The organism is Sulfitobacter rhodophyticola, from assembly GCF_041281685.2.
Taxonomy (GTDB): domain Bacteria; phylum Pseudomonadota; class Alphaproteobacteria; order Rhodobacterales; family Rhodobacteraceae; genus Sulfitobacter.
This window is the reverse complement of record NZ_CP166251.2, coordinates 1,705,142-1,731,138: the sequence shown is the minus strand read 5'-3', so window position 1 is coordinate 1,731,138 and position 25,997 is coordinate 1,705,142. Positions and strand designations below refer to the sequence as shown.

At 61.9% G+C, this 25,997-nt stretch carries 29 protein-coding genes and 1 riboswitch; of the genes, 7 read left to right on the top strand and 22 right to left on the bottom strand.

Annotated features, from left to right (window positions below; translation table 11 throughout):
* Positions 1-1,323, top strand: coding sequence for an ammonium transporter (locus AB4X18_RS09515; protein ID WP_370399853.1), 1,323 nt, complete (start codon positions 1-3; stop codon positions 1,321-1,323).
* A gap of 62 nt (positions 1,324-1,385) precedes the next feature.
* Here AB4X18_RS09515 and cobF read toward each other — a convergent pair whose 3' ends face one another.
* From cobF to cbiE, 7 genes are read right to left on the bottom strand one after another with little or no spacing between them, the layout of a single operon-like run.
* Positions 1,386-2,120: a precorrin-6A synthase (deacetylating) gene (cobF, locus tag AB4X18_RS09510; RefSeq protein WP_432817335.1), complete on the bottom strand. Its 735-nt coding sequence runs from the start codon at positions 2,118-2,120 to the stop codon at positions 1,386-1,388.
* Positions 2,117-2,419, bottom strand: a complete 303-nt coding sequence (locus tag AB4X18_RS09505) for a DUF1636 family protein (protein WP_370399852.1) — start codon at positions 2,417-2,419, stop codon at positions 2,117-2,119. The genes cobF and AB4X18_RS09505 overlap by 4 nt, the downstream gene beginning before the upstream one ends.
* On the bottom strand, positions 2,416-3,141 hold the full coding sequence (gene cobA, locus AB4X18_RS09500; protein WP_370399851.1) for a uroporphyrinogen-III C-methyltransferase: 726 nt from the start codon (positions 3,139-3,141) through the stop codon (positions 2,416-2,418). The genes AB4X18_RS09505 and cobA overlap by 4 nt, the downstream gene beginning before the upstream one ends.
* Positions 3,138-4,463 carry a cobyrinate a,c-diamide synthase gene (locus AB4X18_RS09495; protein WP_432817334.1) on the bottom strand — a complete coding sequence of 442 codons (1,326 nt, stop codon included), beginning with the start codon at positions 4,461-4,463 and terminating at the stop codon, positions 3,138-3,140. Before AB4X18_RS09495 ends, cobA begins: the two co-directional genes overlap by 4 nt.
* On the bottom strand, positions 4,460-5,245 hold the full coding sequence (cobM, locus tag AB4X18_RS09490) for a precorrin-4 C(11)-methyltransferase (RefSeq protein WP_370399850.1): 786 nt from the start codon (positions 5,243-5,245) through the stop codon (positions 4,460-4,462). The genes AB4X18_RS09495 and cobM overlap by 4 nt, the downstream gene beginning before the upstream one ends.
* Positions 5,246-5,254: 9 nt before the next feature.
* Positions 5,255-5,620, bottom strand: a complete 366-nt coding sequence (locus AB4X18_RS09485) for a cobalamin biosynthesis protein (protein ID WP_432817333.1) — start codon at positions 5,618-5,620, stop codon at positions 5,255-5,257.
* Positions 5,617-6,798 (bottom strand): precorrin-6y C5,15-methyltransferase (decarboxylating) subunit CbiE, encoded by a 1,182-nt coding sequence (gene cbiE, locus AB4X18_RS09480; RefSeq protein ID WP_370399848.1) that lies wholly within the window; start codon positions 6,796-6,798, stop codon positions 5,617-5,619. The genes AB4X18_RS09485 and cbiE overlap by 4 nt, the downstream gene beginning before the upstream one ends.
* Between cbiE and AB4X18_RS09475 the strand changes: the two genes are divergently transcribed.
* Positions 6,797-7,546 (top strand): cobalt-precorrin-6A reductase, encoded by a 750-nt coding sequence (locus AB4X18_RS09475; protein ID WP_370399847.1) that lies wholly within the window; start codon positions 6,797-6,799, stop codon positions 7,544-7,546. The two genes, cbiE and AB4X18_RS09475, sit on opposite strands and share 2 nt — an antisense overlap.
* Here the strand turns inward: AB4X18_RS09475 and cobJ are convergent.
* From cobJ to AB4X18_RS09425, 10 genes are all read right to left on the bottom strand, one after another.
* On the bottom strand, positions 7,522-8,256 hold the full coding sequence (cobJ, locus tag AB4X18_RS09470) for a precorrin-3B C(17)-methyltransferase (RefSeq protein ID WP_370399846.1): 735 nt from the start codon (positions 8,254-8,256) through the stop codon (positions 7,522-7,524). The two genes, AB4X18_RS09475 and cobJ, sit on opposite strands and share 25 nt — an antisense overlap.
* Positions 8,253-8,984, bottom strand: a complete 732-nt coding sequence (gene cobI, locus AB4X18_RS09465) for a precorrin-2 C(20)-methyltransferase (RefSeq protein WP_370399845.1) — start codon at positions 8,982-8,984, stop codon at positions 8,253-8,255. Before cobI ends, cobJ begins: the two co-directional genes overlap by 4 nt.
* Position 8,985: 1 nt before the next feature.
* Positions 8,986-9,615 carry a precorrin-8X methylmutase gene (locus AB4X18_RS09460; RefSeq protein WP_370399844.1) on the bottom strand — a complete coding sequence of 210 codons (630 nt, stop codon included), beginning with the start codon at positions 9,613-9,615 and terminating at the stop codon, positions 8,986-8,988.
* On the bottom strand, positions 9,616-10,746 hold the full coding sequence (gene cobG, locus AB4X18_RS09455; protein WP_432817332.1) for a precorrin-3B synthase: 1,131 nt from the start codon (positions 10,744-10,746) through the stop codon (positions 9,616-9,618). It abuts the gene before it with no gap.
* A complete protein-coding gene (gene cobN / locus AB4X18_RS09450; RefSeq protein ID WP_432817331.1) occupies positions 10,743-13,985 on the bottom strand; it encodes a cobaltochelatase subunit CobN in 3,243 nt (1,080 codons plus the stop codon). Before cobN ends, cobG begins: the two co-directional genes overlap by 4 nt.
* 3 nt (positions 13,986-13,988) lie before the next feature.
* Positions 13,989-15,023, bottom strand: coding sequence for a cobalamin biosynthesis protein CobW (cobW, locus tag AB4X18_RS09445; RefSeq protein WP_432817330.1), 1,035 nt, complete (start codon positions 15,021-15,023; stop codon positions 13,989-13,991).
* Complete coding sequence (locus tag AB4X18_RS09440) at positions 15,020-15,394, bottom strand: DUF1636 family protein (protein WP_370399842.1); 375 nt, start codon at positions 15,392-15,394, stop codon at positions 15,020-15,022. Before AB4X18_RS09440 ends, cobW begins: the two co-directional genes overlap by 4 nt.
* Complete coding sequence (locus AB4X18_RS09435) at positions 15,391-15,906, bottom strand: hypothetical protein (RefSeq protein ID WP_370399841.1); 516 nt, start codon at positions 15,904-15,906, stop codon at positions 15,391-15,393. Before AB4X18_RS09435 ends, AB4X18_RS09440 begins: the two co-directional genes overlap by 4 nt.
* A 10-nt stretch (positions 15,907-15,916) precedes the next feature.
* A complete protein-coding gene (locus AB4X18_RS09430; RefSeq protein WP_370399840.1) occupies positions 15,917-16,615 on the bottom strand; it encodes a CbtA family protein in 699 nt (232 codons plus the stop codon).
* Between the two features lie 226 nt (positions 16,616-16,841).
* Positions 16,842-17,012: a CbtB domain-containing protein gene (locus tag AB4X18_RS09425; protein WP_370399839.1), complete on the bottom strand. Its 171-nt coding sequence runs from the start codon at positions 17,010-17,012 to the stop codon at positions 16,842-16,844.
* 35 nt (positions 17,013-17,047) lie between these two features.
* A riboswitch (cobalamin riboswitch) is annotated at positions 17,048-17,268 on the bottom strand.
* Positions 17,269-17,405: 137 nt separating this feature from the next.
* Here AB4X18_RS09425 and AB4X18_RS09420 point away from each other — a divergent pair.
* A complete protein-coding gene (locus tag AB4X18_RS09420) occupies positions 17,406-18,296 on the top strand; it encodes a DMT family transporter (protein WP_432817329.1) in 891 nt (296 codons plus the stop codon).
* Here the strand turns inward: AB4X18_RS09420 and AB4X18_RS09415 are convergent.
* The gene (locus AB4X18_RS09415) at positions 18,293-19,309 is read right to left on the bottom strand and encodes a GlxA family transcriptional regulator (protein ID WP_370399837.1); all 1,017 of its coding nucleotides are present in this window, start codon (positions 19,307-19,309) and stop codon (positions 18,293-18,295) included. The two genes, AB4X18_RS09420 and AB4X18_RS09415, sit on opposite strands and share 4 nt — an antisense overlap.
* Before the next feature lie 67 nt (positions 19,310-19,376).
* Here AB4X18_RS09415 and AB4X18_RS09410 point away from each other — a divergent pair, with 67 nt between their 5' ends.
* Complete coding sequence (locus tag AB4X18_RS09410; RefSeq protein WP_370399836.1) at positions 19,377-19,625, top strand: DUF1272 domain-containing protein; 249 nt, start codon at positions 19,377-19,379, stop codon at positions 19,623-19,625.
* A gap of 21 nt (positions 19,626-19,646) precedes the next feature.
* Entirely contained in the window at positions 19,647-20,255 is a 609-nt protein-coding gene (locus tag AB4X18_RS09405; RefSeq protein WP_370399835.1) for a DJ-1/PfpI family protein, read from the top strand.
* Between the two features lie 13 nt (positions 20,256-20,268).
* On the opposite strand, the gene pncB is transcribed toward AB4X18_RS09405, so the two are convergent.
* Entirely contained in the window at positions 20,269-21,561 is a 1,293-nt protein-coding gene (gene pncB, locus AB4X18_RS09400) for a nicotinate phosphoribosyltransferase (RefSeq protein WP_432817328.1), read from the bottom strand.
* A gap of 98 nt (positions 21,562-21,659) precedes the next feature.
* Here pncB and AB4X18_RS09395 point away from each other — a divergent pair, with 98 nt between their 5' ends.
* Positions 21,660-22,313 carry an NYN domain-containing protein gene (locus AB4X18_RS09395; RefSeq protein ID WP_370399834.1) on the top strand — a complete coding sequence of 218 codons (654 nt, stop codon included), beginning with the start codon at positions 21,660-21,662 and terminating at the stop codon, positions 22,311-22,313.
* Here the strand turns inward: AB4X18_RS09395 and pncA are convergent.
* Positions 22,310-22,903, bottom strand: coding sequence for a bifunctional nicotinamidase/pyrazinamidase (gene pncA / locus AB4X18_RS09390; RefSeq protein WP_370399833.1), 594 nt, complete (start codon positions 22,901-22,903; stop codon positions 22,310-22,312). The two genes, AB4X18_RS09395 and pncA, sit on opposite strands and share 4 nt — an antisense overlap.
* Positions 22,904-22,993: 90 nt before the next feature.
* On the opposite strand from pncA, the gene AB4X18_RS09385 reads away from it, so the two are divergent.
* Positions 22,994-23,884, top strand: a complete 891-nt coding sequence (locus AB4X18_RS09385; protein WP_370399832.1) for a rhodanese-related sulfurtransferase — start codon at positions 22,994-22,996, stop codon at positions 23,882-23,884.
* 323 nt (positions 23,885-24,207) lie between these two features.
* Here the strand turns inward: AB4X18_RS09385 and AB4X18_RS09380 are convergent, their stop codons facing one another.
* Together AB4X18_RS09380 and mutM are read right to left on the bottom strand one after the other, a co-directional pair.
* Positions 24,208-24,984: an enoyl-CoA hydratase gene (locus AB4X18_RS09380; RefSeq protein ID WP_370399831.1), complete on the bottom strand. Its 777-nt coding sequence runs from the start codon at positions 24,982-24,984 to the stop codon at positions 24,208-24,210.
* A gap of 65 nt (positions 24,985-25,049) precedes the next feature.
* Positions 25,050-25,901, bottom strand: a complete 852-nt coding sequence (mutM, locus tag AB4X18_RS09375) for a bifunctional DNA-formamidopyrimidine glycosylase/DNA-(apurinic or apyrimidinic site) lyase (protein WP_370399830.1) — start codon at positions 25,899-25,901, stop codon at positions 25,050-25,052.
* Positions 25,902-25,997 lie beyond the last annotated feature (96 nt).

Sequence of the window (25,997 nt, the reverse complement as noted above, 5' to 3'; positions counted from 1 at the left end):
ATGAAAAAGACATATCTCATTTCAACGCTTGCCGTCGCAGCCGCGCTGCTGCCGACGCTTGCGTTTGCACAGGACGCCGACGCCGCGCCAAGCTTCGATGAAGTCGGACCCTATATCATGACCACCCTGCTGTTCTGTATGGCGGGCTTTCTGGTGTTCTTCATGGCCGCAGGATTTGCCATGCTCGAAGGCGGTCTGGTCCGGTCCAAGAACGTAACGATGCAGATGACAAAGAACATCGGGCTCTACTCCATTGCGGCGATCATGTATTGGTTGATTGGCTTCAACCTGATGTATCCGGGTGATTTCAATGGCTACGTCGGGAGCTTCTTTGTACCCACCGTACTTGACCCGGTCGGCGTTGCAGCAGCGGATGCTGCATTGGATTACGCATCCGTCGGATCCGATTTCTTCTTCCAGTTGGTCTTTGTCGCGGCGACAGCCTCCATTGTGTCGGGCGCATTGGCCGAACGGATCAAGCTTTGGCCCTTCCTGATCTTCGTGGTGCTGTTGACGGGCGTCATGTACCCGATCTCCGGCTCATGGAAATGGGGTGGCGGCTGGCTTGATGCGATGGGCTTCCAGGACTTTGCGGGATCGACTGTTGTCCATTCCGTCGGGGGTTGGGCAGCTTTGGCCGGGGCCATCGTACTGGGCCCGCGTCTGGGCAAATACAAAGACGGGCGTGTCAACCCGATGCCGGGCTCCAACCTTGCGCTGGCCACACTGGGTACGTTCATCCTGTGGCTGGGCTGGTTTGGCTTCAATGGCGGTTCACAGTTGGCCATGGGCACAGTTGGTGATGTATCTGACGTCAGCCGTATCTTCGCCAACACCAACATGGCGGCTGCCGCAGGCGCCGTGACCGCGCTGATATTGACGCAGTTGCTCTACAAAAAGCCCGACCTGACCATGGTGCTCAACGGTGCGCTTGCGGGCCTAGTGTCAATTACCGCGGAACCGCTTGCACCCACCCTGTTCGGTGCGCTGTGGATCGGTGCCATCGGTGGTGTGATCGTGGTCTTTGCCGTGCCCATGCTGGACAAGTTCAAGATCGACGACGTGGTAGGTGCGATCCCGGTTCACCTGCTGGCAGGCATCTGGGGCACCATTGCGGTGATCTTTTACAACAGCGATGCAACCCTCATCAATCAGCTGACCGGTATTGTGGCCTATGGCGTCTTTACCTTCGTCGTCTCATTGGTGATCTGGTTCATCCTCAAGGCCGTGGTAGGCATCCGCGTCAGTGAAGAAGCCGAAATCAACGGCCTTGATACATCTGAATTGGGCATGGAAGCCTATCCCGACTTCTCCAAGGGCTGATCCTCTCTTCAGTCCTGAACTCAAACCCGGCCTTTCGAGGCCGGGTTTTTTTTGCTCAAGCTTCAGTGGCGCGCCAGAATATAGATGTCCATGATCCAGCCATGCGCTGCGCGCGCCTCTGCGCGCATTGTGATGATCTGGTCTGTCACATCTGCCACCGGCCCGGCGCAAATGATCTGCTCTGCCATTCCGACATAAGCGCCCCACCAGATGTGCAAGCCCGCCGGGTCCAGCGTCTGAAACGCGCAAGCCCCGTCCAGCATCACCGCGACGCGGTCCGCGCCCGCCGGCCAACCGTGATCGCGCAACTGTCGCCCGGTGGTGACGACAAAAGGCGCGCCGATGTCATTGATCGGTATGCCATGCGCTGCCGTCAGCGCCTGAAGCGAGGTGATACCGGGCACCACCTCAATCACCGGGGCAGGCTCCAGCCGTTCCGCAATGCGCAGTGTGCTGTCGTAAAGGGATGGATCACCCCACACGAGAAGTCCGATACGGCCTTGTGCCCCGTCCATTGCAGCCACCCAGGTTGCAGCGATGGCGTCATGCCAATCACGCACCCGCTGCTGATAGTCTGGCGTCGCCTCGTCTCGTACGGGCAGGTCGAACTCCACCACTTGCGTGTCCGGATTGGTCAGCACCTGCGCACAGATGTCGCGCCGCAGCACGGCCAGATCAGCTTTGCCTTCCCCCTTGCGCGGGATCAGTATCATGTCCTGCGCATTGATCGCACGCACGGCCTGCAGGGTCAGATGTTCAGGGTTTCCAGTGCCAATACCGATGAGCGTCAGAATCATGCCGGTATCCGTGCAATCGCCTTGGTGCGTAGATCCCCCAACACACGTGCGTCCTTGAAGGTGCCATCAACAGACGCGTCGTAGAGACGTGCGAAATTCCGTAAATCTTCCATGTCGCCAGCAGTCATATCCCCAAACAGATAGGCCACCTTGCCGGAACTTCGGAATGCCACCGTTTGCGCCCGCGTGCAGCCCGACATGCAGTCGATCCCCTCGACCTCGCAGTCGGGCAATCCCGCGCGCACCACGTCGAGGAATGAACCATCCTCTGTGCAGGTCGTGCAGACAAACACTTTCACTCCACCATCTCCGCCAACGCGCCATACAGGATCAATGCAGGTGTGCTGCTGGTCACTTCGCCCAGATGCGCGGCAAGGCTCTCAATCGTAAACCGGGTGACCTTCTGCGCAGGCGTTGACACCGCTTCTGCCAGCAGTGCGGGCGTATCCGCCGACAATCCGTATGCCATCAAACGCGCTGCCAGAGCCGGAAACGTCCGTTTGCCCATGTAGACGACGGTTGTCGCCAGCGGGTCGGCCAAAGCGGCCATGTTCACATCTTCCGGCAATCCGCCTGTCACATCGGCACCGGTGATGAACTGCACCCGTCGCGCTGTCAGCCTGCGCGTCAACGGAATACCCACAGCTGCCGCCGCCGCAGACGCGGAAGTCACGCCGGGAATGATCTCAAACCCGATCCCCGCCTCCTGCAGGGCGGCGGTCTCTTCCTCCAATCGCCCGAACAAGCCGCTGTCACCTGATTTCAAACGCACCACCCGCAGCCCGGTCTGTGCATGCTCTACCAGCAGCTGGCTGACATGATGCTGCTTGGGTGACGCCCGTCCGGCGCGTTTGCCGACCCCGATCAGATCCGCCTCCGGTCCCGCATGTTCCAATATCGGACCTGCGCTCAGGTCATCGAAAAGCACGACTTCAGCGCGCGCCAGCCGATCGACTGCCTTGACGGTCAGCAGTTCAGGATCGCCGGGGCCGGATGAAACGAAAGAGACAAAGCCGCTCATACCCCCTCCGCAATCATGTGGAAGAACGTGCCTGTCGCACATCCCCCGCCTTCGTACCGGCGCAGAGACCCGGTTTCCGGCACGGGCTGATCATTGGCGTCCGTGATGTGCGCAAGCGGTTCGTCCGGTTCCTCCAGAATGGTCGCATAATGAAACTCATGCCCCGTCAGGCGCGCCCGCACTGCATGACCCGGCAAGGGCGCGTTCAGATCGGCCTTTCGGTAGCCAAGGTGAAACTTTCGCTTGGCAAAGGATGTTTCAAGCCCCAGCAAACCTGTCATCTGGTGGCGGGTGCCATCCTTGTCGATCAGCCCTGCGCCCATCGCCATATAGCCACCGCATTCCCCGTGCACGGGGCGGGCTTGTGCAAACTTCTGCAATCCGGCACGAAACCTTTCTGCCGCCGCCAGGGTGCCTGCATGCAATTCCGGATATCCGCCGGGAAGCCAGCACACATCCGCACTGTCGTCAGGCGCTTCGTCGGCAAGGGGAGAGAACGGCAGAACCTCAGCCCCGGCGGCGCGCCAACCGGCCAGCAGGTGCGGATAGACAAAGGCAAAGGCGCTGTCTTGGGCCAGGGCGATGCGCTGACCCGGTGGAATGACCTTTGCAGGGTCCTTGATGGCATCCGTCGCCCCGCCTGCAGCGGCACGCAATGCCTGCAGGTCCACATGCTCCGCCACGAAAGCTGCTGCATCGGCAAGAAGGTCAGGCAGGTTTTCCTGCTCCCCCGCCTGAACCAGCCCCAGATGCCGTTCCGGTAGTTCAATCTCGCTCCGGCGCGGCAAGGAGCCGAGCACCTTGACGCCGACCTGCTCCATACCGACGCGCACCAGCGTCTCGTGCCGGGGGGAGGCAACGCGGTTCAGCACCACGCCAGCAAATGGCATTTCGGGCCGCATTTTCGAGAATCCCAGTGCCGTCGCCGCAACCGACTGCGCGGCGCCCGACACATCCAGCACCAGCACGACAGGCCATCCCATCAGCGTGGCGATATCCGCGCTCGCACCATTCCCGCAGCCACCGGGCCGCGCCACGCCGTCAAACAGACCCATGGACCCCTCGGCCAGAATCAGATCTGCACCCGCAGCATTTCCAGCCAAACCGTCAATCCGCGCCCGATCCATCGACCAGCTGTCGAGGTTGAACGACGCCCGACCAGACGCTGCCGTATGGAATGCAGGGTCAATGTAGTCAGGTCCGCTCTTGAACGGTTGCACCTCTATGCCCTGCGCTCGGAAAGCGGCCAGCAAGCCCAACATCAGCGTGGTCTTGCCCGTGCCGGAGGCTGGCGCGGAGATCATCAGGCCGGGAGGGATCATTCCGCCGTCTCCGGAAACCGTGGGTCGGTGCCAACAGGTCGGAACCGTCGATCGTAGTCGCCCGCGTACAAACGGCTTTCCCCGAAGTCCTCCGCGCCGATCGCATGACCCACGAGGATCAGCGCCGTACGCTCCATCTCGGCTCCGATAGCGGTCTGAAGTGTGGAAAGCGTCGCGCGCACCACCCGTTCATCCGGCCAGCTTGCGCGCCAGACCACGGCGACAGGGCAATCCGCCCCGTAATGCGGGGTCAGTTCCTCGACCACGTTGTCCAGCACATGGACGCTGAGATGAATGGCCAACGTCGCGCCCGTAGCCGCAAAGTTCGCCAGCGTCTCCCCCTCGGGCATAGCCGTCGCGCGACCGGAAGTCCGCGTCAGGATCACCGATTGCACCACACCCGGCAGTGTCAGTTCCGCACCAAGCGTCGCCGCAGCCGCAGCAAATGACGGTACTCCCGGCGTTACGTCGTAGGGGATGTCCAGCGCACGCAATCGCCGCAACTGTTCGCCCATCGCGGACCAGACCGACAAATCCCCCGAATGCAGCCGCGCCACATCCTGATCCGCGTCATGCGCGGCGGAGATTTCCGCCATGATCTCGTCCAGCGACATGCGCGCGGTGTTCACGATCCGCGCGCCGTCGGGGCAGTGGCTCAGCAGAGCCTCCGGCACCAGCGAGCCCGCATAGAGGCAAACCGGACTTGCCGCGATCAGATCGCGACCGCGCAAGGTAATCAGATCAGCCGCACCCGGCCCTGCCCCGATGAAATGAACCGTCATCGTATTTCCCTACCTTTCCGCCAAAGCCGCAGTGGCCATACCATCGCCCGAGACGACACGCCCCGCAACCAGCCGCCCATCCGTCCCCACAGCCGCCAAAGCCGCCGCTTCGCACAGGGACCCGGTCCCGAACCTGTCGATGATCCGCGCGGATTGTGTGGGGGTGATCATCTGTCCAAGGTCCGATACGGCAACGCCCAACCCCGGTACGTCCAAGGCCTGCGCCAGATCCCGAAAGGCGACCGCGCGGGCCTTGCCGCTTTCCGTGACAATCGCGTCAATGCTGCCGCCTGCGTCCGCCAATACCCGCGTCAGCGCGTCCTGCAGGCTTGCCATGTCCGCGCCGCCGCGGAATCCCAGGCCCACGACCCTCATAGTACCACGCTCCATTGGACGACTGGCCGCGCTGGTTGCCAACCGCGCATCGTGCCCAGCGATCCGGCCTGCGCCAGTTCGATCCGCATCAGATTGCCGCCCTTTTCGCGATGTGCCAGTGCAAGCAGCGCCTCCGTCTCCAGGGTTACCCCATTCGCGACCAACCGTGTGCCGCTGGGCAAAACCGCATAGAGCTGATCAAGAAGCGCCTGCGACGCGCCGCCGCCGATGAAGACAGCGTCCGGCAAGGGCGCATCGGGGATCAGCACCGCCGCATCCCCTTCATGCACTTTGATCCTGTGATCCAGACCGAAGTCAGCAGCGTTCCTCAAGATGTTCGCCACACGACTTGCGTGCTGCTCAAACGCCAGCGCATGCCCGCCTGCCAGACACCATTCCACCGCGATCGTGCCAGACCCTGAACCAATGTCCCAAAGCCGCTCGCTCTTGCGCGGTGCGAGCGCGCTTAGGGTCAATGCCCGTACGGGCCGCTTGGTGAGTTGTCCGTCGCTTGCGAATAATGTGTCGGGCAAACCAGACGCCCCCGTATGGCCAACATCCTTCGGCAACGCCACGGCAACCGCCACAGGTGCTGCGACGCCTTTCAGATCGAACCCGGATGCGGTCGTTTCCCTGATCCGCTGCTGCGGACCGCCCATCGCTTCGCACACCGTCAAACGTGCGGCGCCTGCACCTTGGGTGACCAACCATGCCGCCAAAGCCGCAGGCGCATCGCCATCGCGCACCAGACAGATCATCCGCCCTTTCGGTGCCAAGGTCGCCCGCAGTCGTTCAAACGGCGCGGCGTGCAGCCCGTGGCATGTCACGTCTTCCATTCGCCAGCCCAGCGCCGCCGCCACAAGCGAGAACGTCGATGGCGCCGGGAAGACCTGCCATTCACCGGGCTCCAGCGCCGTTGACAGGCTGCCGCCCACGCCGAACCAGAACGGATCGCCAGAAGCCAGCACCACCACGCGTCTGCCGCGCGCAGAAAGCACGGGCGCCACGGAAAAAGGCACCGTCCAGGCCTGTCCCCGGTCGCCTGCACCAACACGTTCCAGATGGCGCGGCCCGCCAAAGATTATCTCGGCCGCATCAATCGCGCTTCGGCTTGCAGGCGTCAAAGCCGTCAGGCTATCGTCCGGCATTCCAACGATACTGACCCAGGGATCAGACATGACGCACATCCTCCTGCTGGGCGGTACGACAGAAGCCAGCCAGATGGCCCGCGTGCTTGCTGACGCGGGAATGCGTGCGGTTTTCTCCTATGCGGGGCGGACCCATGATCCGGTGTCCCAGCCCTTGCCCCTGCGGGTGGGTGGCTTTGGGGGTGTTGCGGGTCTGAAAGATTATCTGCGCACAGGGGCGATCACTCATGTGATCGACGCCACCCATCCCTTCGCCGCCCAAATGAGCCGAAACGCCCATGCCGCCTGTACCGCGTGCGGCACGCCGCTTGTCCGGCTGGAACGTCCGCCATGGACCCCCGAACCAACCGATACCTGGCAGATTGTCCCGAACATGGACGCCCTGCCCAACGCGCTGTCTGATACGCCCGCCCGCGTCTTTCTTGCCATTGGCAAGCAAAACCTTGATCTGTTTGCCTGCAAGCCCCAGCACCACTATCTTCTGCGGCTTGTTGATCCGCCAACTGTGCCGATCCCGTTGCCCCATCATACCATCACGCTGGCGCGCGGCCCCTTCGACGTGGCGGGCGATACTGCCCTGCTGCAACAGCACAAGATCACGCATATCGTCGCCAAGAATGCTGGTGGCACGGGGGCTGCTGCAAAGCTCATCGCTGCGCGCAATCTGGGGCTGGCTGTGATCCTTGCCCAACGTCCTGTTCTGCCCGTGGTGCCCACGGCCAACAGCACCGAAGATGTGATGCGCTGGTTGTCTCACGAGGCTGACCGGGGCGTGTAAACGTACCGTCCGACCCGCCGTGTCGCGGAATTTCCGACAAGGACAACCGTCCGCATATCCGCCATCTCTGGCGTCGCCTCTCCCAGTGTCACGGTGTTGAGAACCTCGTCCGGCGTACTGACCGCGCGCGCAAAGGTGATCAGCACATCCGGCCCTTGTTCCTGTCGCAAAATCTCAAGTGTCCGACCAAACTGATGGGGCCGCGACCTGGAGCGTGGGTTGTAGAAGGCCATGGCAAAATCCGCTTGCGCCGCCAGCCGCAACCGCCGTTCCACCGTCTCCCATGGTTTGAGGTTGTCGCTGAGGTTGATTGCACAGAAATCATGCCCCAAGGGCGCGCCCGCCCGTGCCGCTGCCGCCAGCATCGCGGTGATGCCGGGCAATACATTGATCTGGGTCTGCGCGAACTCCGGATGCGCTTCGACCGCCTCGAACAGGGCCGACGCCATCGCAAATACCCCCGGATCGCCCGAAGATACGATCACCACGCGTGCGCCTTCCGTTGCCAGTTGCAAGGCATGCAGCGCGCGGTCCAGCTCCACCCGGTTGTCACTTGGATGAAGGGATAGTCCCTTTCGCGGGGCCACCCGGGCCACGTAGGGAATATATCCGATCACATCGGTTGCCTGCGCCAGAACATCCGTCACCTGTGGCGTGACCATGCGGTCATCCCCCGGCCCAAGGCCCGCGACGGCGATCCAGCCGCTCATCCCTCGGCCTCCGGTCTGCGGCCCTGTCCGTGGACCAGAACCAATGCGAAATAGGGGCAATCGTTTTCGTCCGTCTCTGCCAGTTTGGCGATCCGTTCACCCGGCATCGTGCCCTTTTCCACCAGCCACGCGTCATTAAGCCTTCCGGCCTGCGCCAGCGCACGCTTCACCCTTGGCAGGTTGCGCCCGGTTTTCATGACCACCAGCGCATCTGCGCGGGTCATATGATCGACGAGTTCCCCTTCCGGCAATGTTCCCATCAGGATTGTGACAACATCATCGCCCCAAGTGAACGGGGTATCGAGGGCATTCCAACACCCCACCATGCCGGGAATGGCGGGCAGCACCTCCACCTCCGCGCGGCCTTGAAGCCGCGTGTGCAGATGCATGAAGGAGCCATAGAAAAACGGGTCACCCTCGCACAGCACCACAACTTCCTCGCGTTGGGCAAGATCAGCCAGCGTGTCGGCCCACTCCGCGTAGAAATCTACCATGAGCTGGCGGTATTCGGGGCTGTCGAACTGCAATTCCGTCGTGACCGGGTATTCCATCGGGTATTCGATCACATCCTCGCGCAGCATGTCCTTGACGATACTTCGCGCCTGCCCCGCGCGGCCCTTCTTGCGAAAAAAGGCCAGATGCCTTGCCCCGCGGATGGTCCGGTCGGACTTGACGCTCAGCAGGTCGGGGTCACCCGGTCCGAGGCCCGCACAAATCACCTTGCCCATGTCATTCCACCCTGCTGGCCAGCGCGTTCACGGCGGCCACCGTGATGGCCGACCCCCCCAGCCGTCCCTGAACGATCATCGACGGCACCGGAAGGTCCTGCATCAGCGCTTCCTTGCTTTCCGCAGCACCGATGAACCCCACCGGGCAGCCGATGATTGCCGCAGGGCGGGGACACGCAGGGTCTTGGAGCATATTGAGCAGATGGAACAACGCCGTTGGTGCATTCCCGATCGCCACCAGCGCACCATCCAGATGCGGGCGCCAAAGTTCCAGCGCCGCGGCCGAGCGGGTGTTGGCCATCTGTGTTGCCAGCTTCGGCACACTGGGGTCGCGCAGGGTGCAGATCACGGCATTCTCGCGCGGCAACCGCTTGCGGGTTATCCCTTCGCTGACCATGTAGGCGTCACACAGGATCGGCGCGCCATTCTCCAACGCGGCTCGCGCGGCAATTGCCATGCCTTCGGAAAAGCGCACATGATCTTCCAGGCCGACCATGCCTGCGGCGTGGATCATCCGCACCGCGACGATCTCCTCCTCTGGCGTGAAACGGTCCAGCGCGGCTTCGGCCCGGATCGTGGCAAAGGACTGGCGGTAAATCTCCGCGCCATCGGTGATGTAGGTGTGGGGCATTCAAAGCGCCTTGATGATGTCGTCAGGTGTCAGGTTTGTTTCCTGCGGGGCGTCATCCGCGCGCCCGTCGCGGATCAGCGACAGACCTTCCGGTGTTGCGGTGACGGTCAGGGGGGCAGGCTTGGGATGCGCGCAGCCCTTGGCACAGCCCGAAACATGCAAAAGCTGATCCGCGCCCAGATAGGGGGCAAGTGTTCGCGCCAGATCGCGGGTCACGGCATGTCCTTGCGGACAGCGCGGCGCGCCGGTGCAGGCGATCACGCGCAAGAGCGGATCGGCAGGGTCGGTGATCAACCCTTCCACCCCAGGCAATTCCCGCGCGTTTTCCACCAGCAACATCCGCCACGGCGTCATGCGCAGGCCACCATGTTTGGCGATGCTTGCCAGCGTTTCCACCGACATCTGTCCAAAGGCCAGACCCACCAATGCGCCCAGCGGCGACCGCCCCGGAGCGGGCACATAACTTTGCCCTTGGCGCGGGACGAAGAACTCATCTGGCAAGGCTGCTCCGGACGCCAGCAAACCGGCCATCCGCTTGTCATCTGCGCGTGTGTTCATGAACCATTGCGCCAACGCCATCGCTTCGGGAATGATGGTTTCGGTTGTGACCGGCTTTCCGGTCTGCGCGCCGTCCGCGCACAAGATCAAGCCACCACCTGCATCCCGCTCCAGCCGAATATCGGCCGAAGCCGTCTGCAAAACCGGTGCACGCCCTGTGTCTACCGCGAAACCAAACTTCGCGGGCAGCGCCGGTGCGTCCTGCGACGTCAGGGCTTCGCACAGCGACGCGGCGAATGCTTCGGTTTCCTCTCCGGTCTGCCAGAACGGCGTGACAAGAATGTTGCGGCGGCTTTCGACCTCTGCACTTGGATCGATCAGGCCCATGCGACGCAGCCCTTCTATGAGCGGTCCATGGCTCTGCTCGGTCACGCCGCGGATCTGCACGTTGCCCCTGCTCGACAGATCTATGCGCCCGTTGCCGTGGGCGGCGGCCAGTGTTGCGATGCCGTCCGCCTGCGCCCGGCGCAGCCGCCCGCCAAAGGGGCGCACCCGCACCACGAGCCCGTCACCGGACATCATCGGGCGCAGGGCACCGGGGCAGGAGCCCTTGATCTGTGGCACGCTGGTCATTCCGCGGCGGCCATCTGGCTCAGGATCGAATTGCGCCGCGTCACCCACAGGCCCGCCTCGCGCAGTGCCGCGAAACGGTCACGCATGGCGTCGAGCGCCTGTGGGTTTTCCCGTTCCATGAAGTCCACCAGATCAGCCCGCCCCAGCGTTGCGTCATAATAAAGGTCAAACAGATGCCCCGGTACATCGCGGGTCAGATGCGCGAATGCAGCCAGATTGTCCAGCGTTGCCGCGACTTCCGCCGCCCCCCTGAACCCGTGGCGCATCATGCCGTTGGCCCAATCCGGATTTGCCGCGCGGCCCCGTACAACACGCGCGATTTCTTCGGCCATGGACCGGGCGCGGGGGCGGTCCGGCGTTGCGCTGTCGATATGATAAAGCGCAGGGGTCGCAGCACCCAGATGCGCCATTGCGGCAGCAAAACCGCCTTCGTGGCTTGCATAATCCGAGGATAGCAAAACATCGCTTTCCATCAGGTCCTGCACATGGGCAAATCCATCCACCGTTTCCAACTGGGCCTCCAAAGCGGCGCGATCCTGATGCACCTCACCCTTGGCATCAATCGCCCATTCGGAGGCGCGCAACCACGCTTCCCCCGCCGCGGCCCGGCCTGCGTCGGAATAATCCAGCATCGCCGTTTCCATGTTCATCCCGTAAAGCCCCGGCTTGGGGCCAAAGACGCGCGGCGTGCGCGTCTTGTAAGGGTTCATATCCGCCGCTTCTTCCCGCTCCGCCAGTGCGGTGGCACCTGTTTCGAACAGCTGTGCCAGACCGGGGAAGACATCGCGGAACAGTCCGGACACCCGAAGTGTCACGTCGATGCGGGGACGCCCCAGCAATGTCAGCGGGACCACCTCAACGCCGGACACCCGTTCGCTGCCTTCATCCCAGACAGGCGCCAGCCCTGCCAAATGCAGCGCCATGGCAATCTCTTCCCCGGCCGTGCGCATCGTCGCAGACCCCCAGAGATCGACGACCAGGCCGCGCGGATAATCTCCCTCATCCTGCAAGTGGCGCCGGATCAGTTCTTCGGCCAGTTTTACCCCCTGCGCATGGGCAGACCGGGTCGGCACCGAACGTGGGTCAACGGCGAACAGGTTGCGCCCCGTCGGCAGTACATCTGACCGCCCGCGATAGGGTGAGCCACTTGGCCCTGCATCCACGCGCTTGGCATCCAGCGCGCGCAGCAGGCCGTTCATCTCCCCTTCGCCCGCGCCATAGATATGCAGCCCGTCGCCGTACTGGCTCTCCTTGATGTCACAGACAAACCGGTCAATCCGGGTGATTGCCTCCGCCGGGCAGGCATCTGGCGCAAGACCCAGATCATCCTCCACCCCCGCCGCCTGTGCCTCATCCCGGATCGTTTCGATCAGCCGGTCGCGGCGCGCCGGGTCAAGCCCGTCCGCGGTAGAGTATTCATCCAGCAGCCGTTCCAGCCGAACCAGCCCGTCCGGCGTCGCGCCTTCCTTCAGCGGCGGTGGCAGATGCCCCAGCGTGAGCGCGCCAATCCGCCGCTTGGCCTGCGCGGCTTCACCGGGATCGTTGACGATGAATGGATAGATTACCGGCATCGCCCCGGTCAGCACTTCTGGCCAGCAGTCGCCCGACAGCGCCACCGCCTTGCCCGGCAGCCATTCCAGTGTCCCATGCGCGCCGATATGCACCATCGCATCGATGCCCTGCGCGCGCAGCCAGAGGTAAAACGCCACATAGGAATGGCGCGGGATGCGGGCCAGATCGTGATAATCGGTATCGCGGGCGTCAATGCTGCCCCGTTCGGGTTGCAGGGTCACACGCACTTTTCCATACGCCACCGTAGGGAAACGAAATGCGCCATCTATACACAGCGGATCATCCTCCGCTGCGTCCCAAGCGGTGTGCAAATCGTCCTGCATCTGCTGCGGCAGGTCGCGCAGCGCCGCGCGGTAGTCCGACACCGCAAACGCCATCGTCTGAGACGCCAGTGCACCGGCCAGCCCATCCGCCTGCGTCACGTCATAACCCGCTTTGCCCAAGTCACCCAACATCGCCTCGGCAGAAGCCAGCGCATCCAGCCCCACAGCATGGGCCATCTGATCAGCCCGCCCCGGATAGGTTGACAACACCAGCGCCAGCGATCGTTGCGCGGCAGGTGTTTGACCCAGGTTGAACCACCCTTCGACACGGTCAACCACTGCGTCTATCCGGTCCTCAGCGGCCCGGTGAGAAAACCGCGAAAACTGCAGGTCGGGGTCTTTCTTCTCCGGTGCCTTGAAACTGACAACGCCAGTGAAAATCCGCCCGTCCACTTCTGGCAACACGACGTGCATGGCCAGATCCGCGGGTGACAATCCCCGCTCCGCCGCCGCCCATTCCTTGCGGCGGGCAGTGGACAAAGCCACCTGATACACCGGACATCCGGGCGCATCCAAGGGCGACACACCATCGCCGCCCCGCCCCGAAAACGCCGTTGCGTTGACAATCGCCACAGGCTCCAACTGAGCAAGTGCTTCGGTCAGAAACGCGCGACCTGACTCCGCTTTCAAGGACGGCACGAAAAGCCCCACGGCCCCAAATCCCCTCGCGCGCAGGCGTTGGATCAGCGCATCCACCGGCGCGGTATCCGCTGCCGTCAAATAGCTGCGGTAAAACGTCACCACGACCGTTGGCCCCTTGGCGCCTGCGTCCAGCATCACGCCCTTGTCGGGATCGTAGTATCCGCAGGTCGGCACGGTCTTTGCGCCCGTCACCGGCCCTGCATAGAACCCCGCCGCAAGCGCCAGTTGCGCCAGCGCGGCCTGCGCGGCAACCGCTCCTCCCGCATCGCAAAGATGAGACAACCTGCGCAGGGTCGAAACCGGCAGGGTCGAATGCCCATCCAGCGCCGGGTCCTCGCGACCATCGGCCGGCAATACGGCCAAGGCAATATCGTGACGTCGTGCGAAATCCTGCACTTGCATGATCCCGTAGGGCCAGTAATTCTCTCCTCCGATCAGGCGGATCAGAATGCCCTTCGCCCCTGTCAGCGTCTGCTCAACGTAGTTGTCCACCGACGCCGGATGCCGCAGCGCAACCAGATTGCACAGGCGCAGCGAAGGCAGCTTTCCTTCCTTGCCGCCGCCCCGATGCCAGCCCGCCGCGAAAGCGCCAAGGTCACTGTCGGAGAACGACAGCACAACCAGATCAGCAGGGGTTTGCCCCGGATCAAACGGTGCCTCGTTATCTTCCAGCCCGTGGCTTTCGCGAAAGACGACGTGCATGGATCAGGCCCCCAATGCCGTCCGGATGGCGGCGGTGTCGATGTGATCATGCTCCGCAATCACGACCAGATGTCCTTGGCGCGGCGTGTCGCCCCAAGGCCGGTCGAACTGATGGCGCACCCGCGCGCCGACGGCCTGCACCAGCAGGCGCATCGGTTTGCCCGTGACGGCAACGTATCCCTTTACCCGCAGGATGTGCTGCTCCCGCGCCATGCCTTCGATGGCAGTGACCAAAGCCTCCACATCATCGACCTCCGGCATCGGCACCACGATCGTTTCGAAATCGTCATGCTCGTGATCGTCATGTCCGTCGTGATGCGAGGGGCGCGCGTCCAGATCGTCTTCGGCCGCTGCGTTCAGGCCCAGCACGACATTCACATCGATCACCCCTTCCGACATCGGCAGGATCGGTACCGACCGGGGGCTTTCGGCCTGGATCACACCGCGCGCCTTGTCGAGCCCCGCGTCACCCGCCAGATCTGCCTTCGACATCAGGACAATATCCGCGCAGGAGATCTGATCCTCGAACACCTCCGACAGCGGCGTTTCGTGGTCCAAACTCTCATCCGCGCGGCGCTGTTCATCCACCGCATGTTCATCGGCCGCAAAGCGACCGGCGGCCACCGCTTCGGCATCCGCGAGTGCAATCACCCCGTCCACCGTGATCTTGGAGCGGATCGCAGGCCAGTCAAACGCCTTCAACAGCGGTTTGGGCAACGCCAAACCGGACGTCTCGATCAGGATATGATCAGGCCGCGTCGGCAGCTCCATCAGCGCTTCGATGGTGGGGATGAAGTCATCAGCCACTGTGCAGCAGATGCAACCGTTGGCGAGTTCCACGATGTTCTCCGCCGGACAATCGGGAATGGCGCAGGATTTCAGAATGTCGCCATCCACGCCCACCGTGCCGAATTCATTAACCAGCACGGCCAGCTTGCGCCCGCCTGCGTTGCTCATCAAATGTCGGATCAAGGTGGTCTTCCCCGAACCCAGAAAGCCGGTGATCACGGTGACGGGAATTTTGCTCAAATCGTTCATGCCGCTGGCTCCTTGGGCAGGGTGAATGGTGGAATGCGCGCAAGGCTTTGCTTGCGGAAAATAACTGGGCGTTCGCGCCAGGTGACAAGGCCATCGTCCGTAGCGGCATAGGCTGCAGCACCTTGCAGAATGTCGGCTGCGTCTTCCGCGCTCAGACGGCCATAGACATAGGTCCATTTGCCCGGCTCCGACAAAGCGACTGCGGCACCCTGCTTGCAGGCGGAAAGGCATTCAACACCGACGATTTCAACACCCTCTGGCGCGCCTGCCGCCGTCAAGGCGCGATGCAGCACCGCACCGGGGCGCTGCGCGTCATCCTCATGCACCTCATCCGCCTTGCAGGTGGTGCAGACATACAAAGTTGTGCTCATTCGACCACCACCTTGGTGCTTGCCTCGATCACTTTGCCATTCACCGCCAGCGGCTGATGGTTGTTGCTGTTGAGCGTGACCAGAACCTCGTTCTCCCCGACAGGCAGCGTGTCGATGTGATACCACGCGCCATAGAGCCGCCCGAGCTTTTCACCATTCACATAGACATGCGCGTGCCCTTCGCCGGGGACATCGGCGCCGCTGGCGTTCTGGGGGGAGAACGCGAAATTCTGCACCATTACGTGCAGGTTGTAGCCCGCCATCGGATCGGCACTGACCATGATGGCCAGTTCGGGCGCTTGCATGGCGTCCACTTCCAGAGGGGTGTCGTGCATCATCGCATGGTCGCCGTCATCCGCATGTCCCATGGCTGCATGATCCATGCCTGCGTGCTGCGCAGGGTCACTGTGATCATGTCCGTCGAAGGTGACGCCATTAGCCGCAGCAATGGCAAAACCGATGCCCCCGCCGAAAACAAGACCGATGATGAAAAGCCCGAGCGAACGGTCCATCACGCGCCCCTCACACCTTGGCGGAGGACGCCTGATGCGCCCCCTCGCGTTGCCAGAAATAGCCCGCGAAGACGCCCAGCAGGACCCAGGCCGCCAGCCCGACACCAAAGGCGCGGGCGGCGTAAAGGGCTGCAATCTCCGTCGGGACGGGGCCTGCGAAGGTGTCCGGTTCCGGTGCGCCGATTACATGTGGTGCCAGCAACAGGATCACCGCCGCCCCCCACATCATCCAGTTCTGCCCGAAAGCCAGCAACCACATGGCCACGGCCGCCGCACCAACGGTTGCAAACCACCAGATCTGCCGCGCGCCGACATCCCCCGCGGCCACGCCGGGCACTTCAGGGGCAAGGGTAAAGCCAGGGGCCAGATGGAAGGCCACGAAACCCGCAACACCCCAAAGGATGCCCCAGCGCCCGTCGATCGTCGCACCGCGTTCCTCCGCCAATCCCATGGCTGCGACCATCAGCAGCGCATAACCGGTGTAGATCAGCATGGTGAACACGAATGTCAGCCCGTCGCGCATCGCGTCAAATCCGGGCAGTTCAGGATGCGCGGACACCGGATCAGCCCCGAAGTGGACCAGCGTTCCGCTTTCGTACAATTCTGCATGCAGCAGAACGGGCTGCACAAAAAGATATTGCAAAAGACCCGCAGTCAATCCGGCGCAGGCACCGGCAAACAGGGCAGATATCAGAAATCGAGAGGTCATCGTTTTCTCCTCGCGAGATCGGCACAGTCTGGGCAGTACGCCGATCAAGAATGAACCACCGCCACAACAAGGCGCGCCACCGGTGTCCGGCAGCGCGTGAAGGGCGAAAGATGATGCTGTCAGGCGCTTTATTGTGGGGGGAGTGCGGTCAGATCAACGAAAACAACGCTGCTCCGCGCTGCGCATCGCTTGCGGCACCCACCCTCACAAACAGAAACCCTTGCCTTCAGTGGCAGGGAAATCCTGTGGCGTGGCGCACATCATGTGCCGCATCATGCAGCGCTGCGGCTTGCACGTGGCCGGTCAGCGTGATCACCGCAACACCCAGAATCGCGGCAAACAGCGCGGGGGCGAAACGGCTACGCGAAAGGGCGCGTGTCTTGGTCAGTGTTGTCATCTTCGTTCTCCTCACCGTCACACCCGACGGCTTGTTAAAGTTCCACGTGCCTGGCAGGTCTCCTGGCTCACGGGTCGATGCCCTTGCCCGCCTTCCCTGACCCGATTGGATCAAGTGGCAATTTGGGCGCAGGCTCTCCGCTTACAGTCGCGGGGGCGGCTTCCGATTTGGGCCTTGCGGCCTGCACGGAATTCCCTGTTAGGTTCCACGCCCCGAAAGGGGCGCTGATGGGAACACCAAGCGCAAACTTTGTCGCACCTCGCCTGCGCAAACACAAGGTTGATTTGCGACGCAGCAGGGACCGTTAACGCATCCTTGCTGGCTTATTTGCCGTTTGTCGCGCATAGAGGCTGGGTATCCGCCCCGCGGTGCCTCTTCCCCGTCGGAGCGTTCATGCCTACAGACCGCACTACCCTTGCGATTCTCTACATGCTGCTGTCGATTCTGCTGTTTGATGGCATGGGGCTGATCATCAAATTTCTCTCGCCTTCCTATGGCGCAGCAGAACTGTCAGCCTACCGCAATCTTGTGGGTCTGATCCCGGCAGGAATCGTGCTTTGGCGGTCGACGGCGTGGCATACGGCAGGACGTCAGATTGGTATGCGGCAATGGCGGCTGGGGCTGCTTCGGGGCGTCATACTGACCTTTGCGCAGTATTTCTTCTATCTCTCACTCGGTTTGCTCAGCTTTGCGACCACCACATCCATTTCCTATTCGAACGCTCTTTTCGCGGTCGCGCTCGCCGTGCCGTTGCTGGGTGAGAAGGTCGGCTATGTCCGGTGGGCCGCCGTTGGGATCGGCTTTGTCGGCGTGGTGATGATCACCGGCCCGACCCGCGACGGTTTTACCCTTGCAGCACTGCTGCCGCTTGGGGCGGCGTTCTGCTATGCGCTGGTGGCCGTCACGGCGCGCATGGTGGACGACGACGTGCCGACCCCTTTGATCAATCTCTATTCCTCCGGGGTGGCGGCGATCGGTGCGCTGATCCTTGCGCTGTCCACCACCGGCTTCACGCCGCTGCACGCCGCCACCGACCTGCTGTGGATCGCCGCGATGGGCACGCTTGGCGGCTCTGCCGTGCTGATCCTGATCACCGCCTACCGCATGGCCGATCAAAGCGATCTGGCCCCGTTTACCTATTTCGGCATCCCGATTGCCTTCGTGCTGGGTTGGGTCTTCTTCGACGAAGCGCCGTGGGGCGAACTGTTCCCCGGTGTGCTGCTGATCATAGCGGGGGGACTGCTGATCATCTGGCGGGAGCGGCGGCTGCGGGTTCGCGCCTAGCTGCACTGCGCCCGAAACTGCCGCCTGTAATCAGAGGGTGTCGTTCTGATCTGGCGCAGGAACGCGCGCCGCATCCGCTCATCATCCTGAAATCCAAAATCCAATGCGACCGTCTTCAACGCCTTGTCCGTGGTGGCCAGCATCTCCCGCGCGGCCTCGACCCTCATGCGTTCGACTGCCTTGGCCGGGGGCACCCCCATCGTTTCGGTATACCGCCTTGAGAAATTGCGCGGGCTCATCCCGCATTCGCGGGCCATATCCTCCACCGATATGCGGCGGTAAATGTTTTGCGTGATCCACCTGTGCAACGACGTGAACCGCTCCTCCGCGTCGCGCAGCTGCCGATCCAGCGCCGTACTGAATTGCGATTGCCCGCCCGACCGCACCATCGGCGTTACCAGCGACCGCGCCATCGCCATGGCAGCGGGCTTTCCCAAATCCTCTTCGATGATCGCCAGCGCCATGTCGATGCCTGCGGTAATGCCTGCGGAGGTCCAGATCTTGCCATCCTTGATGAAAATCGGATCAACTTCGACGTTCACCACCGGGTAATGTGCCGCAAGGTAATCGCAGTCTTCCCAATGTGTCACCGCGCGGCGTCCATCCAACAGGCCCGCCGCCGCAAGAACCAACGCGCCAGAACACACTGAACACACCCGCGCGGACCGGTCCGCCAGTTGTCTGACTTGATCCACGAACACCGCGTCAGCAGAGGCCGGAATGGCCCCATCCCCACCCACCACGATAAGCGTATGAATCGCCACATCACGGCGCGGGACGAGCCAGTCGGAAAGCGGATCGCTGTCGATCTGAAGGATCGTGTTGGTCGCCGTCGCACCGCCAGCGACAGACGCCACATGGGTTCGATATGCAGGCCCGTGGTCCGCGTTGCGGCACGCATGGGTGAACACCTGCAACGGCCCCGCAAGATCAAGCAGCACAATGTCAGGGTACACGACAAACAATACGTTCATCGGTTCAGGTGCATTCGGTTTGGCATAAAAAGAGGTCATCTTGTCATTTGTGCCAGAGCGTTCCCGGTTATGCTACCCCAGACCCTGCCACTCAAAGGACGATGACATGCTGACACTGAAACCCAATTGCGAATGCTGCGATGTTGACCTCCCTCCAGACAGCAGGGACGCGCGCACGTGTTCATTTGAATGCACCTTCTGCAAGAGTTGCGCCGAAACCCGATTTGGCAACACCTGCCCCAACTGTGGCGGCGAACTGCTGCGCCGTCCGATCCGCCCGACCACACACCTTGCCAGATTTCCGGCATCAACGGAGCGTTTCGTCAAGGCGCACGCCGAATGCGCTGACCTTTGATCCATCCCATCAGGACATGACATGAAAACTCTCGCCGCTTTCGTCTTTCCCGGATTTGAAACCCTCGATTATTTTGGCCCTATCGAAATGCTTGGTGGCTACGGACAGGAAACGGAGATCATCACCGTCGCCCGCACCCTTGATCCTGTCGCCAGCGTCCACGGCCAGCGCATCGTGCCTGACCGCGCCATCACTGAGACCGACAGGTACGACCTTCTGCTTATTCCCGGCGGCGACGCCGCACTTGAGGCGGCCAAGGATCCTGCTTTGATGGACTGGATACGCAACGTCAGCGCCACCGCTGAACGTGTCATGGCCGTCTGCACCGGCACTGTCCTGCTGGGAATGACCGGCGTCCTCGATGGGCACCGCGCGACCACCAACAAGATGGATTTCACTGCTACGGTCCCGCTGGCGCCGAATGTCGACTGGGTGAAGGAAGCCCGCTGGGTACAAGACGGCAAGTTCTACACGTCATCCGGCGTTTCAGCGGGCATGGATATGGCTCTGGCTGTGATGGCGGATCTGTTCGGCATGGAAATGGCCGACCGAATCGCGTTGGGATCGGAATATGAGTGGCACAAGGAGCCCTCACGAGACCCTTTTGCGGCTTTGGCGGGGTTGGTGTGAGGGCGCTACCCCCTCAAACCACCACATCCTCCGCGACCTGTTCGCCCACACCAAATACCCGCTTGTACCGCGTGATCTGATCCTCCGGCCCCATCGCTTTGCGCGGGTTGTCCGACAGTTTCACCGTCGGATTGCCATTGGCCGAGACCGCCTTGCACACCAGAGAGAACGGTGCGAGCGCATCCCCTGGCACCAGCCCGCGAAAGTCATTGGTCAGCAATGTGCCCCAGCCGAAGGAGATCTTCACCTTCCCGGCAAACTGCGCATGCAGATCGCGTATCTTGTTGACGTCCAGCCCGTCGCTGAAGATGACCCGCTTTTCGGTAGGATCCTCCCCCCGCGCACGCCACCAGTCTATGGCAATATTGGCCGCTGTTACCGGATCCCCGGAATCCACACGAATACCCGTCCACCCCGCCAACCAGTCGGGTGCATTGTCCAGAAAACCCCTGGTCCCGTAGGTATCGGGCAGGATGATCCGCAGATTTCCTTCATGCTCTTCATGCCAGTCCTCCAGCACGTCATAGGGGGCCTTCGCCAGCGCTGTGTCATCCTTTGCCAAGGCGGCATAGACCATCGGCAATTCATGCGCATTGGTGCCAATGGCCTCCAGTTCCCGCTTCATGGCGATCTTGCAATTCGACGTACCAGTAAAGGCGCCACCCAGACCTTCGTTCATCGCCTGAACGCACCAGTCCTGCCACAGGAACGAGTGGCGCCGTCGCGTCCCGAAATCCGCAATCGACAGGTCCGGCACATCGCGCAGCGCCTCGACCTTTTCCCAGACGCGGGTCATCGCGCGGGCATAAAGCACCTGAAGTTCGAACTTCTCCATCCCGTTCAGCACGGTACGGCCGCGCAGTTCCATCAGTACCGCGAGCGCCGGGATCTCCCACAGCATGACCTCGTGCCATTTGCCCTCGAACGTCAGTTCGTACTGATCGCCCTTGCGCTCCAGGTGATAGGGCGGCAGGCGCAGCCCCTCGAACCATTCCATGAAATCAGGGCGGAACATCTGCCGCTTGCCGTAGAACGTGTTGCCGCGCAGCCATGTCGATTCTCCCCGGCTGAGGCTGAGTGACCGCACGTGATCCAATTGTTCGCGCAGTTCGCCTTCGTCGATCAGCTTGGCCAGCGGCACGTGGGTGGATCGGTTGATTAGGCTGAAGGTGACTTGGGTATCCGGCTTGTTGCGGAAAATAGACTGACACATCAAAAGCTTATAGAAATCCGTGTCAATGAGCGACCGTACGATAGGGTCGATCTTCCACTTGTGGTTCCAGACGCGGGTGGCAATGTCGACCATGGGGTATTCCTCAAAACAATCGCACCTTTGTGGCAAAGACTGGCACACAGGGGCAAGACGAAAGCGTCAGACCCCGGTTGCGCGCGAAAGGAGGCCGAATGACCGCCCAGACCCTGCTTACCGTCGTTGTGCTGGTGCTGGCCTTTGTCGGCTACATCGCCTGCGTGATGCGCGCACGCTGGATCACGCTTGGCCTGACCCTTGGTGTGGCGCTGCTGATCTGGGACCTGTCGCCCCCCGGCGGCGATACCGCGTTTCAGTGGCTGGGCGCAGGCATTGTGTTGATGATCGGCTTTTGGGTGGCACACTTGCCAATCTTGCAAAGTGGGTCCGCGCCGAAGCCCGGCCGCCCTCCCGCACCCGAAACGGGCAACCGCATCGTGGTCGACGGCACCAACGTCATCTACTGGGACGGCGATGCGGACCTGCAAAGCCTTGTCCTTGTCACCGACGCCCTGTGCAGACGCGGCTTTGAGCCGATCGTTTTCCTTGACGCCTCAACCCGGCATCACCTCAAGGAGCCTTCCCTTGACCAACACGCGTTCGCTGACGCCCTCGGCCTGCCGCCCGATCAGATCACCCTGTGCCCCGCCGGGACCGAAGCCGATGAATTCCTGATCAATTACGCCCGCGCCGAATCCCTCCCCATCGTGTCAAACGACCGTTTCGGCGACCGCGCGCAACAGGTCAAAGGCATCAAGCGGATCAGGGGCGTCATCGCGCATGGAAAGGCTGTTTTTGAGGGATTTTAGGCCAACCCGACCCCCGCATCCCCCATCCGCACCCGTGCGGCATCCAGCGACCCGTCCATGTCAATCGCGCGGCACAAATCCTGGCGTACGTCCACGCCAAATCCGAGCCGCGCCGCGTCCACCGCCGAATACTGCACGCAGAAATCCAACGCCAGACCGACGCAGGTCAGCCGCGTGATCCCGCGCGTTCGCAGATACCCTTCCAGCCCGGTAGGCGTTTCGTGATCATTCTCGAAGAACGCCGAATAGCTGTCGATGGCAGGCCGGTATCCTTTTCGGATGATAAGATCAGCCCGGTCCGCGTCCAGCCCGCCGTGAAACGCCGCACCTTGCGTCCCTTGCACACAATGATCCGGCCACAGGACCTGCGGGCCATACGGCATCTCCATCAGGTCATAGGGGCTGTGCCCCTTGTGCGAGGATGCAAACGAAGAATGCCCCGCCGGGTGCCAGTCCTGCGTCAGGATCACCGCATCGGCCTTTGCCATCAGCGCGTTGATCCCCGGTACGATCTCATCCCCGCCCGGCACGGCCAGCGCGCCGCCGGGGCAGAAATCGTTCTGAACGTCGATTACAAGAAGGGCGTGCATGGGGAACCTCGCGTTGTGAAACCGGTTGTGCGCCATTTTACCCCAGCCGTCCCTTGCACAACAGCCCCCCGGCGGCGTAATTGGCGTGCCATGTACACCATCGCTGCCCTTTATCACTTCACCCGATTTGACGATCCGGTCACGCTTAAGCCGCCGCTGCTGGACTTGTGCCACGAGCACGACGTCAAAGGCACGCTGTTGTTGGCGCAAGAAGGTGTGAACGGCACGATCGCGGGGTCACGCGCAGGGATCGATGCTGTCATTGCCCACCTGCGCGGTCTGCCCGGGTGCGACACGCTCGAATGGAAAGAAGCGACGTCTGAAACGCCGCCCTTCCACCGCATGAAGGTCCGCCTCAAACGGGAAATCGTCACTATGGGCCAGCCCGATGTCGACCCGCGCGCGGGGACCGGCCACTATGTCGCGCCTGCCGACTGGAACGACCTGATCGCGCAACCGGACGTCGCCGTGATCGACACCCGCAACGATTATGAGGTCGAAATCGGCACTTTCGACGGTGCCATCGACCCGCACACCGCCAGTTTCGGAGAATTCCCCGCGTGGTGGGAGGCGAACAAGCACCGCTTCCACAACAAGAAAATCGCCATGTTCTGCACCGGTGGCATCCGCTGTGAGAAATCCACCAACTACCTGCTGGGCCAGGGGGTCGAGGACGTGTTCCACCTCAAGGGCGGCATTCTGAAATACCTTGAAGACGTGCCGCAAGAAGACAGCACCTGGCAGGGAGAGTGTTTTGTCTTCGACGCCCGGGTCAGCGTCGGCCATGGCTTGCGCGAGGGTCCGCACCTTTTGTGTCACGGCTGCCGTCAGCCGATACTGCCCAAAGATATGGAACTGCCTGAATTCGAACGGGGGGTATCGTGCCACAAATGCTTCGCGCGCACCTCGGACGAGGACAAGGCGCGCTTTCGCGAACGACAAAAGCAGATCAGGCTGGCAAACGAACGCGGCGAAATCTGATTTAGCTCGGTTGAAGGTAGGTTGCGCGCGCGTAACGAGACCATATTCACGAGTTGATCAAAGCGGACATTGGTATCGGCCTGCTCGATTTGATTTGTGGGGGCCAAGGCCGAAATCCATCTTTCCGTTGTATGTGCGCCGCGTATTCGCGCCCTCAGGGGCTTTTTGCAGGGAACTCTTTCTGCAAACGAAAAACTGCTTTCAGGCAAGCGCGCAAGCTGACGGGTTTTGCCGCCCCCACGGGAGGCACAAGAGAAATGGAGGTATGGATCGTCAGAAACGAACCGCCGCTTCACCGACCATCGAAATCTTCGCGCCGATTATCACCGATCCCGAAACTGTGCCTCGCGCTTCTCCACGAATGCCGCCATGCCTTCCTTCTGATCTTCTGTTGCAAACAGCGAATGAAACGCGCGGCGTTCGAACAGCAGGCCTTCGCGCAGCGGCACTTCATATGCACGGTTCACGGCTTCTTTGACGACCATGACCGTGATCATCGACTTCTCCGCGATCTTGGCTGCGGCTCCCATCGCTTCGTCCATCAGCTTCTTGACCGGCACGACGCGGCTGACCAACCCTGCGCGCTCAGCCTCTTCGGCGTCCATGAAGCGGCCCGTCAGGTTCATGTCCATCGCCTTGGATTTACCCACCAGCCGCGTCAGGCGCTGGGTGCCGCCGATGCCTGCGACGACGCCCAGATTGATCTCCGGCTGACCGAACTTCGCGGTTTCCGATGCGATGATGAAATCACACATCATCGCCAATTCGCACCCGCCGCCCAGCGCATAACCAGACACCGCCGCGATGATCGGCTTGCGCACGCGCATGATCTGATCAGTCTCGGGCGTGAAAAGATCCCCCGAGAAGACATCGACAAAGCTCTTGTCCTTCATCATGGAAATGTCGGCACCTGCGGCAAAAGCCTTTTCGGATCCGGTGATCACGATGCAGCGCACCTTTTCGTTTTCCTGCGCTCCCTTCAGCGCATCCGCAAGTTCACCCATCAACACGTCATTGAGCGCATTCAGCGCATCCGGTCGGTTTAGGGTGATCAGGGCAATATGGTCATCTACGTCAAGATTGATCGTTTCATAAGCCATGCAAGAATGCTCTCGTTTGTTGCGCTCAGACCCTTGTGCATATCACGGGGGATGCGCGGTTCAAGTTATCTTTGACATGTCGGACAGTAGAAGGATGACCGCCCGGACTGCACGATACGTCTTATGACATAGCTGCAACCGGGGCTGCGGCAGGGCGCGCCTTCGCGGCCGTAGACATCGAATGTGTGCTGGAAATAGCCCAGTTCGCCATCCGCCTGTCGGAAGTCGCGCAAGGATGAACCACCCGCCTCTATCGCTTCGGCCAGCACCTGGCGGATGATCGGTACCAGCGATGCAACGCGCGTGGCGGAGATACGTCCCGCTTTGCGCGCCGGATGGATTCCGGCCCGGAAAAGCGCTTCGCACACATAGATATTACCAAGACCCGCCACGATTTTCTGGTCTAACAACGCGGACTTGATGGGCATCATGCGGCCTTTCAGGGCTGCGATCAGATGCGCTTCGTGAAAGTCGTTGCCCAAGGGCTCCGGCCCCAGGACCGCAAGCAGCTTGTGTGCGTCGGCATGGACCGTTTCCATCAAGTCCATTGCCCCGAACCTGCGGGGATCGTTGAAGGTGATGCGTGCGCCGTTGGCCATGTGCAGGACGACGTGATCATGCTTTTCAGGTGCGGGGTGATCATGCACGAATTGGCCAAGTGGATCACCTGATACCAGCATACGACCTGACATACCCAGATGGATCAGCAGCGACTCCCCTGACGCAAGGTCAGCAAGGATGTATTTCGACCTCCGCCGCAATTGGTTGACCTTCTGGCCAGTCAGCCGTCCCGCCATATCAACCGGGAATGGCCAACGCAGATCGGGACGATTGACGTCAGCGCGGACAATCATCGCACCGGTCATGGCGGGGGCCAGACCGCGCATGACAGTCTCTACTTCGGGGAGTTCGGGCATCTGACGTTCCTTATCTGGACAGACGTCATAACCGCAAGGTCGGGGGTGTTGAAAGACCTTCGGGGGCCCGCGCGACAAAGTCACGCCAACGCAGCC

What these genes read in the sequence shown, in the direction of transcription:
- AB4X18_RS09475 (WP_370399847.1), top strand. Translation starts at nt 6,797, where the DNA reads ATGACGCACATCCTCCTGCTGGGCGGTACGACAGAAGCCAGCCAGATG.
- AB4X18_RS09460 (WP_370399844.1), bottom strand. Translation starts at nt 9,615, where the DNA reads ATGCCCCACACCTACATCACCGATGGCGCGGAGATTTACCGCCAGTCC.
- AB4X18_RS09495 (WP_432817334.1), bottom strand. Translation starts at nt 4,463, where the DNA reads ATGATCCCTCCCGGCCTGATGATCTCCGCGCCAGCCTCCGGCACGGGC.
- AB4X18_RS09410 (WP_370399836.1), top strand. Translation starts at nt 19,377, where the DNA reads ATGCTGACACTGAAACCCAATTGCGAATGCTGCGATGTTGACCTCCCT.
- cobI (WP_370399845.1), bottom strand. Translation starts at nt 8,984, where the DNA reads ATGGGCAAGGTGATTTGTGCGGGCCTCGGACCGGGTGACCCCGACCTG.
- AB4X18_RS09405 (WP_370399835.1), top strand. Translation starts at nt 19,647, where the DNA reads ATGAAAACTCTCGCCGCTTTCGTCTTTCCCGGATTTGAAACCCTCGAT.
- cobN (WP_432817331.1), bottom strand. Translation starts at nt 13,985, where the DNA reads ATGCACGTCGTCTTTCGCGAAAGCCACGGGCTGGAAGATAACGAGGCA.
- cobJ (WP_370399846.1), bottom strand. Translation starts at nt 8,256, where the DNA reads ATGAGCGGCTGGATCGCCGTCGCGGGCCTTGGGCCGGGGGATGACCGC.
- cobM (WP_370399850.1), bottom strand. Translation starts at nt 5,245, where the DNA reads ATGACGGTTCATTTCATCGGGGCAGGGCCGGGTGCGGCTGATCTGATT.
- AB4X18_RS09395 (WP_370399834.1), top strand. Translation starts at nt 21,660, where the DNA reads ATGACCGCCCAGACCCTGCTTACCGTCGTTGTGCTGGTGCTGGCCTTT.
- AB4X18_RS09435 (WP_370399841.1), bottom strand. Translation starts at nt 15,906, where the DNA reads ATGGACCGTTCGCTCGGGCTTTTCATCATCGGTCTTGTTTTCGGCGGG.
- AB4X18_RS09415 (WP_370399837.1), bottom strand. Translation starts at nt 19,309, where the DNA reads ATGACCTCTTTTTATGCCAAACCGAATGCACCTGAACCGATGAACGTA.
- AB4X18_RS09440 (WP_370399842.1), bottom strand. Translation starts at nt 15,394, where the DNA reads ATGAGCACAACTTTGTATGTCTGCACCACCTGCAAGGCGGATGAGGTG.
- pncA (WP_370399833.1), bottom strand. Translation starts at nt 22,903, where the DNA reads ATGCACGCCCTTCTTGTAATCGACGTTCAGAACGATTTCTGCCCCGGC.
- pncB (WP_432817328.1), bottom strand. Translation starts at nt 21,561, where the DNA reads ATGGTCGACATTGCCACCCGCGTCTGGAACCACAAGTGGAAGATCGAC.
- AB4X18_RS09515 (WP_370399853.1), top strand. Translation starts at nt 1, where the DNA reads ATGAAAAAGACATATCTCATTTCAACGCTTGCCGTCGCAGCCGCGCTG.
- mutM (WP_370399830.1), bottom strand. Translation starts at nt 25,901, where the DNA reads ATGCCCGAACTCCCCGAAGTAGAGACTGTCATGCGCGGTCTGGCCCCC.
- AB4X18_RS09485 (WP_432817333.1), bottom strand. Translation starts at nt 5,620, where the DNA reads ATGAGGGTCGTGGGCCTGGGATTCCGCGGCGGCGCGGACATGGCAAGC.
- AB4X18_RS09385 (WP_370399832.1), top strand. Translation starts at nt 22,994, where the DNA reads ATGTACACCATCGCTGCCCTTTATCACTTCACCCGATTTGACGATCCG.
- cobF (WP_432817335.1), bottom strand. Translation starts at nt 2,120, where the DNA reads ATGATTCTGACGCTCATCGGTATTGGCACTGGAAACCCTGAACATCTG.
- AB4X18_RS09420 (WP_432817329.1), top strand. Translation starts at nt 17,406, where the DNA reads ATGCCTACAGACCGCACTACCCTTGCGATTCTCTACATGCTGCTGTCG.
- AB4X18_RS09380 (WP_370399831.1), bottom strand. Translation starts at nt 24,984, where the DNA reads ATGGCTTATGAAACGATCAATCTTGACGTAGATGACCATATTGCCCTG.
- cobG (WP_432817332.1), bottom strand. Translation starts at nt 10,746, where the DNA reads ATGACCAGCGTGCCACAGATCAAGGGCTCCTGCCCCGGTGCCCTGCGC.
- cobA (WP_370399851.1), bottom strand. Translation starts at nt 3,141, where the DNA reads ATGAGCGGCTTTGTCTCTTTCGTTTCATCCGGCCCCGGCGATCCTGAA.
- AB4X18_RS09430 (WP_370399840.1), bottom strand. Translation starts at nt 16,615, where the DNA reads ATGACCTCTCGATTTCTGATATCTGCCCTGTTTGCCGGTGCCTGCGCC.
- cobW (WP_432817330.1), bottom strand. Translation starts at nt 15,023, where the DNA reads ATGAACGATTTGAGCAAAATTCCCGTCACCGTGATCACCGGCTTTCTG.
- AB4X18_RS09425 (WP_370399839.1), bottom strand. Translation starts at nt 17,012, where the DNA reads ATGACAACACTGACCAAGACACGCGCCCTTTCGCGTAGCCGTTTCGCC.
- cbiE (WP_370399848.1), bottom strand. Translation starts at nt 6,798, where the DNA reads ATGTCTGATCCCTGGGTCAGTATCGTTGGAATGCCGGACGATAGCCTG.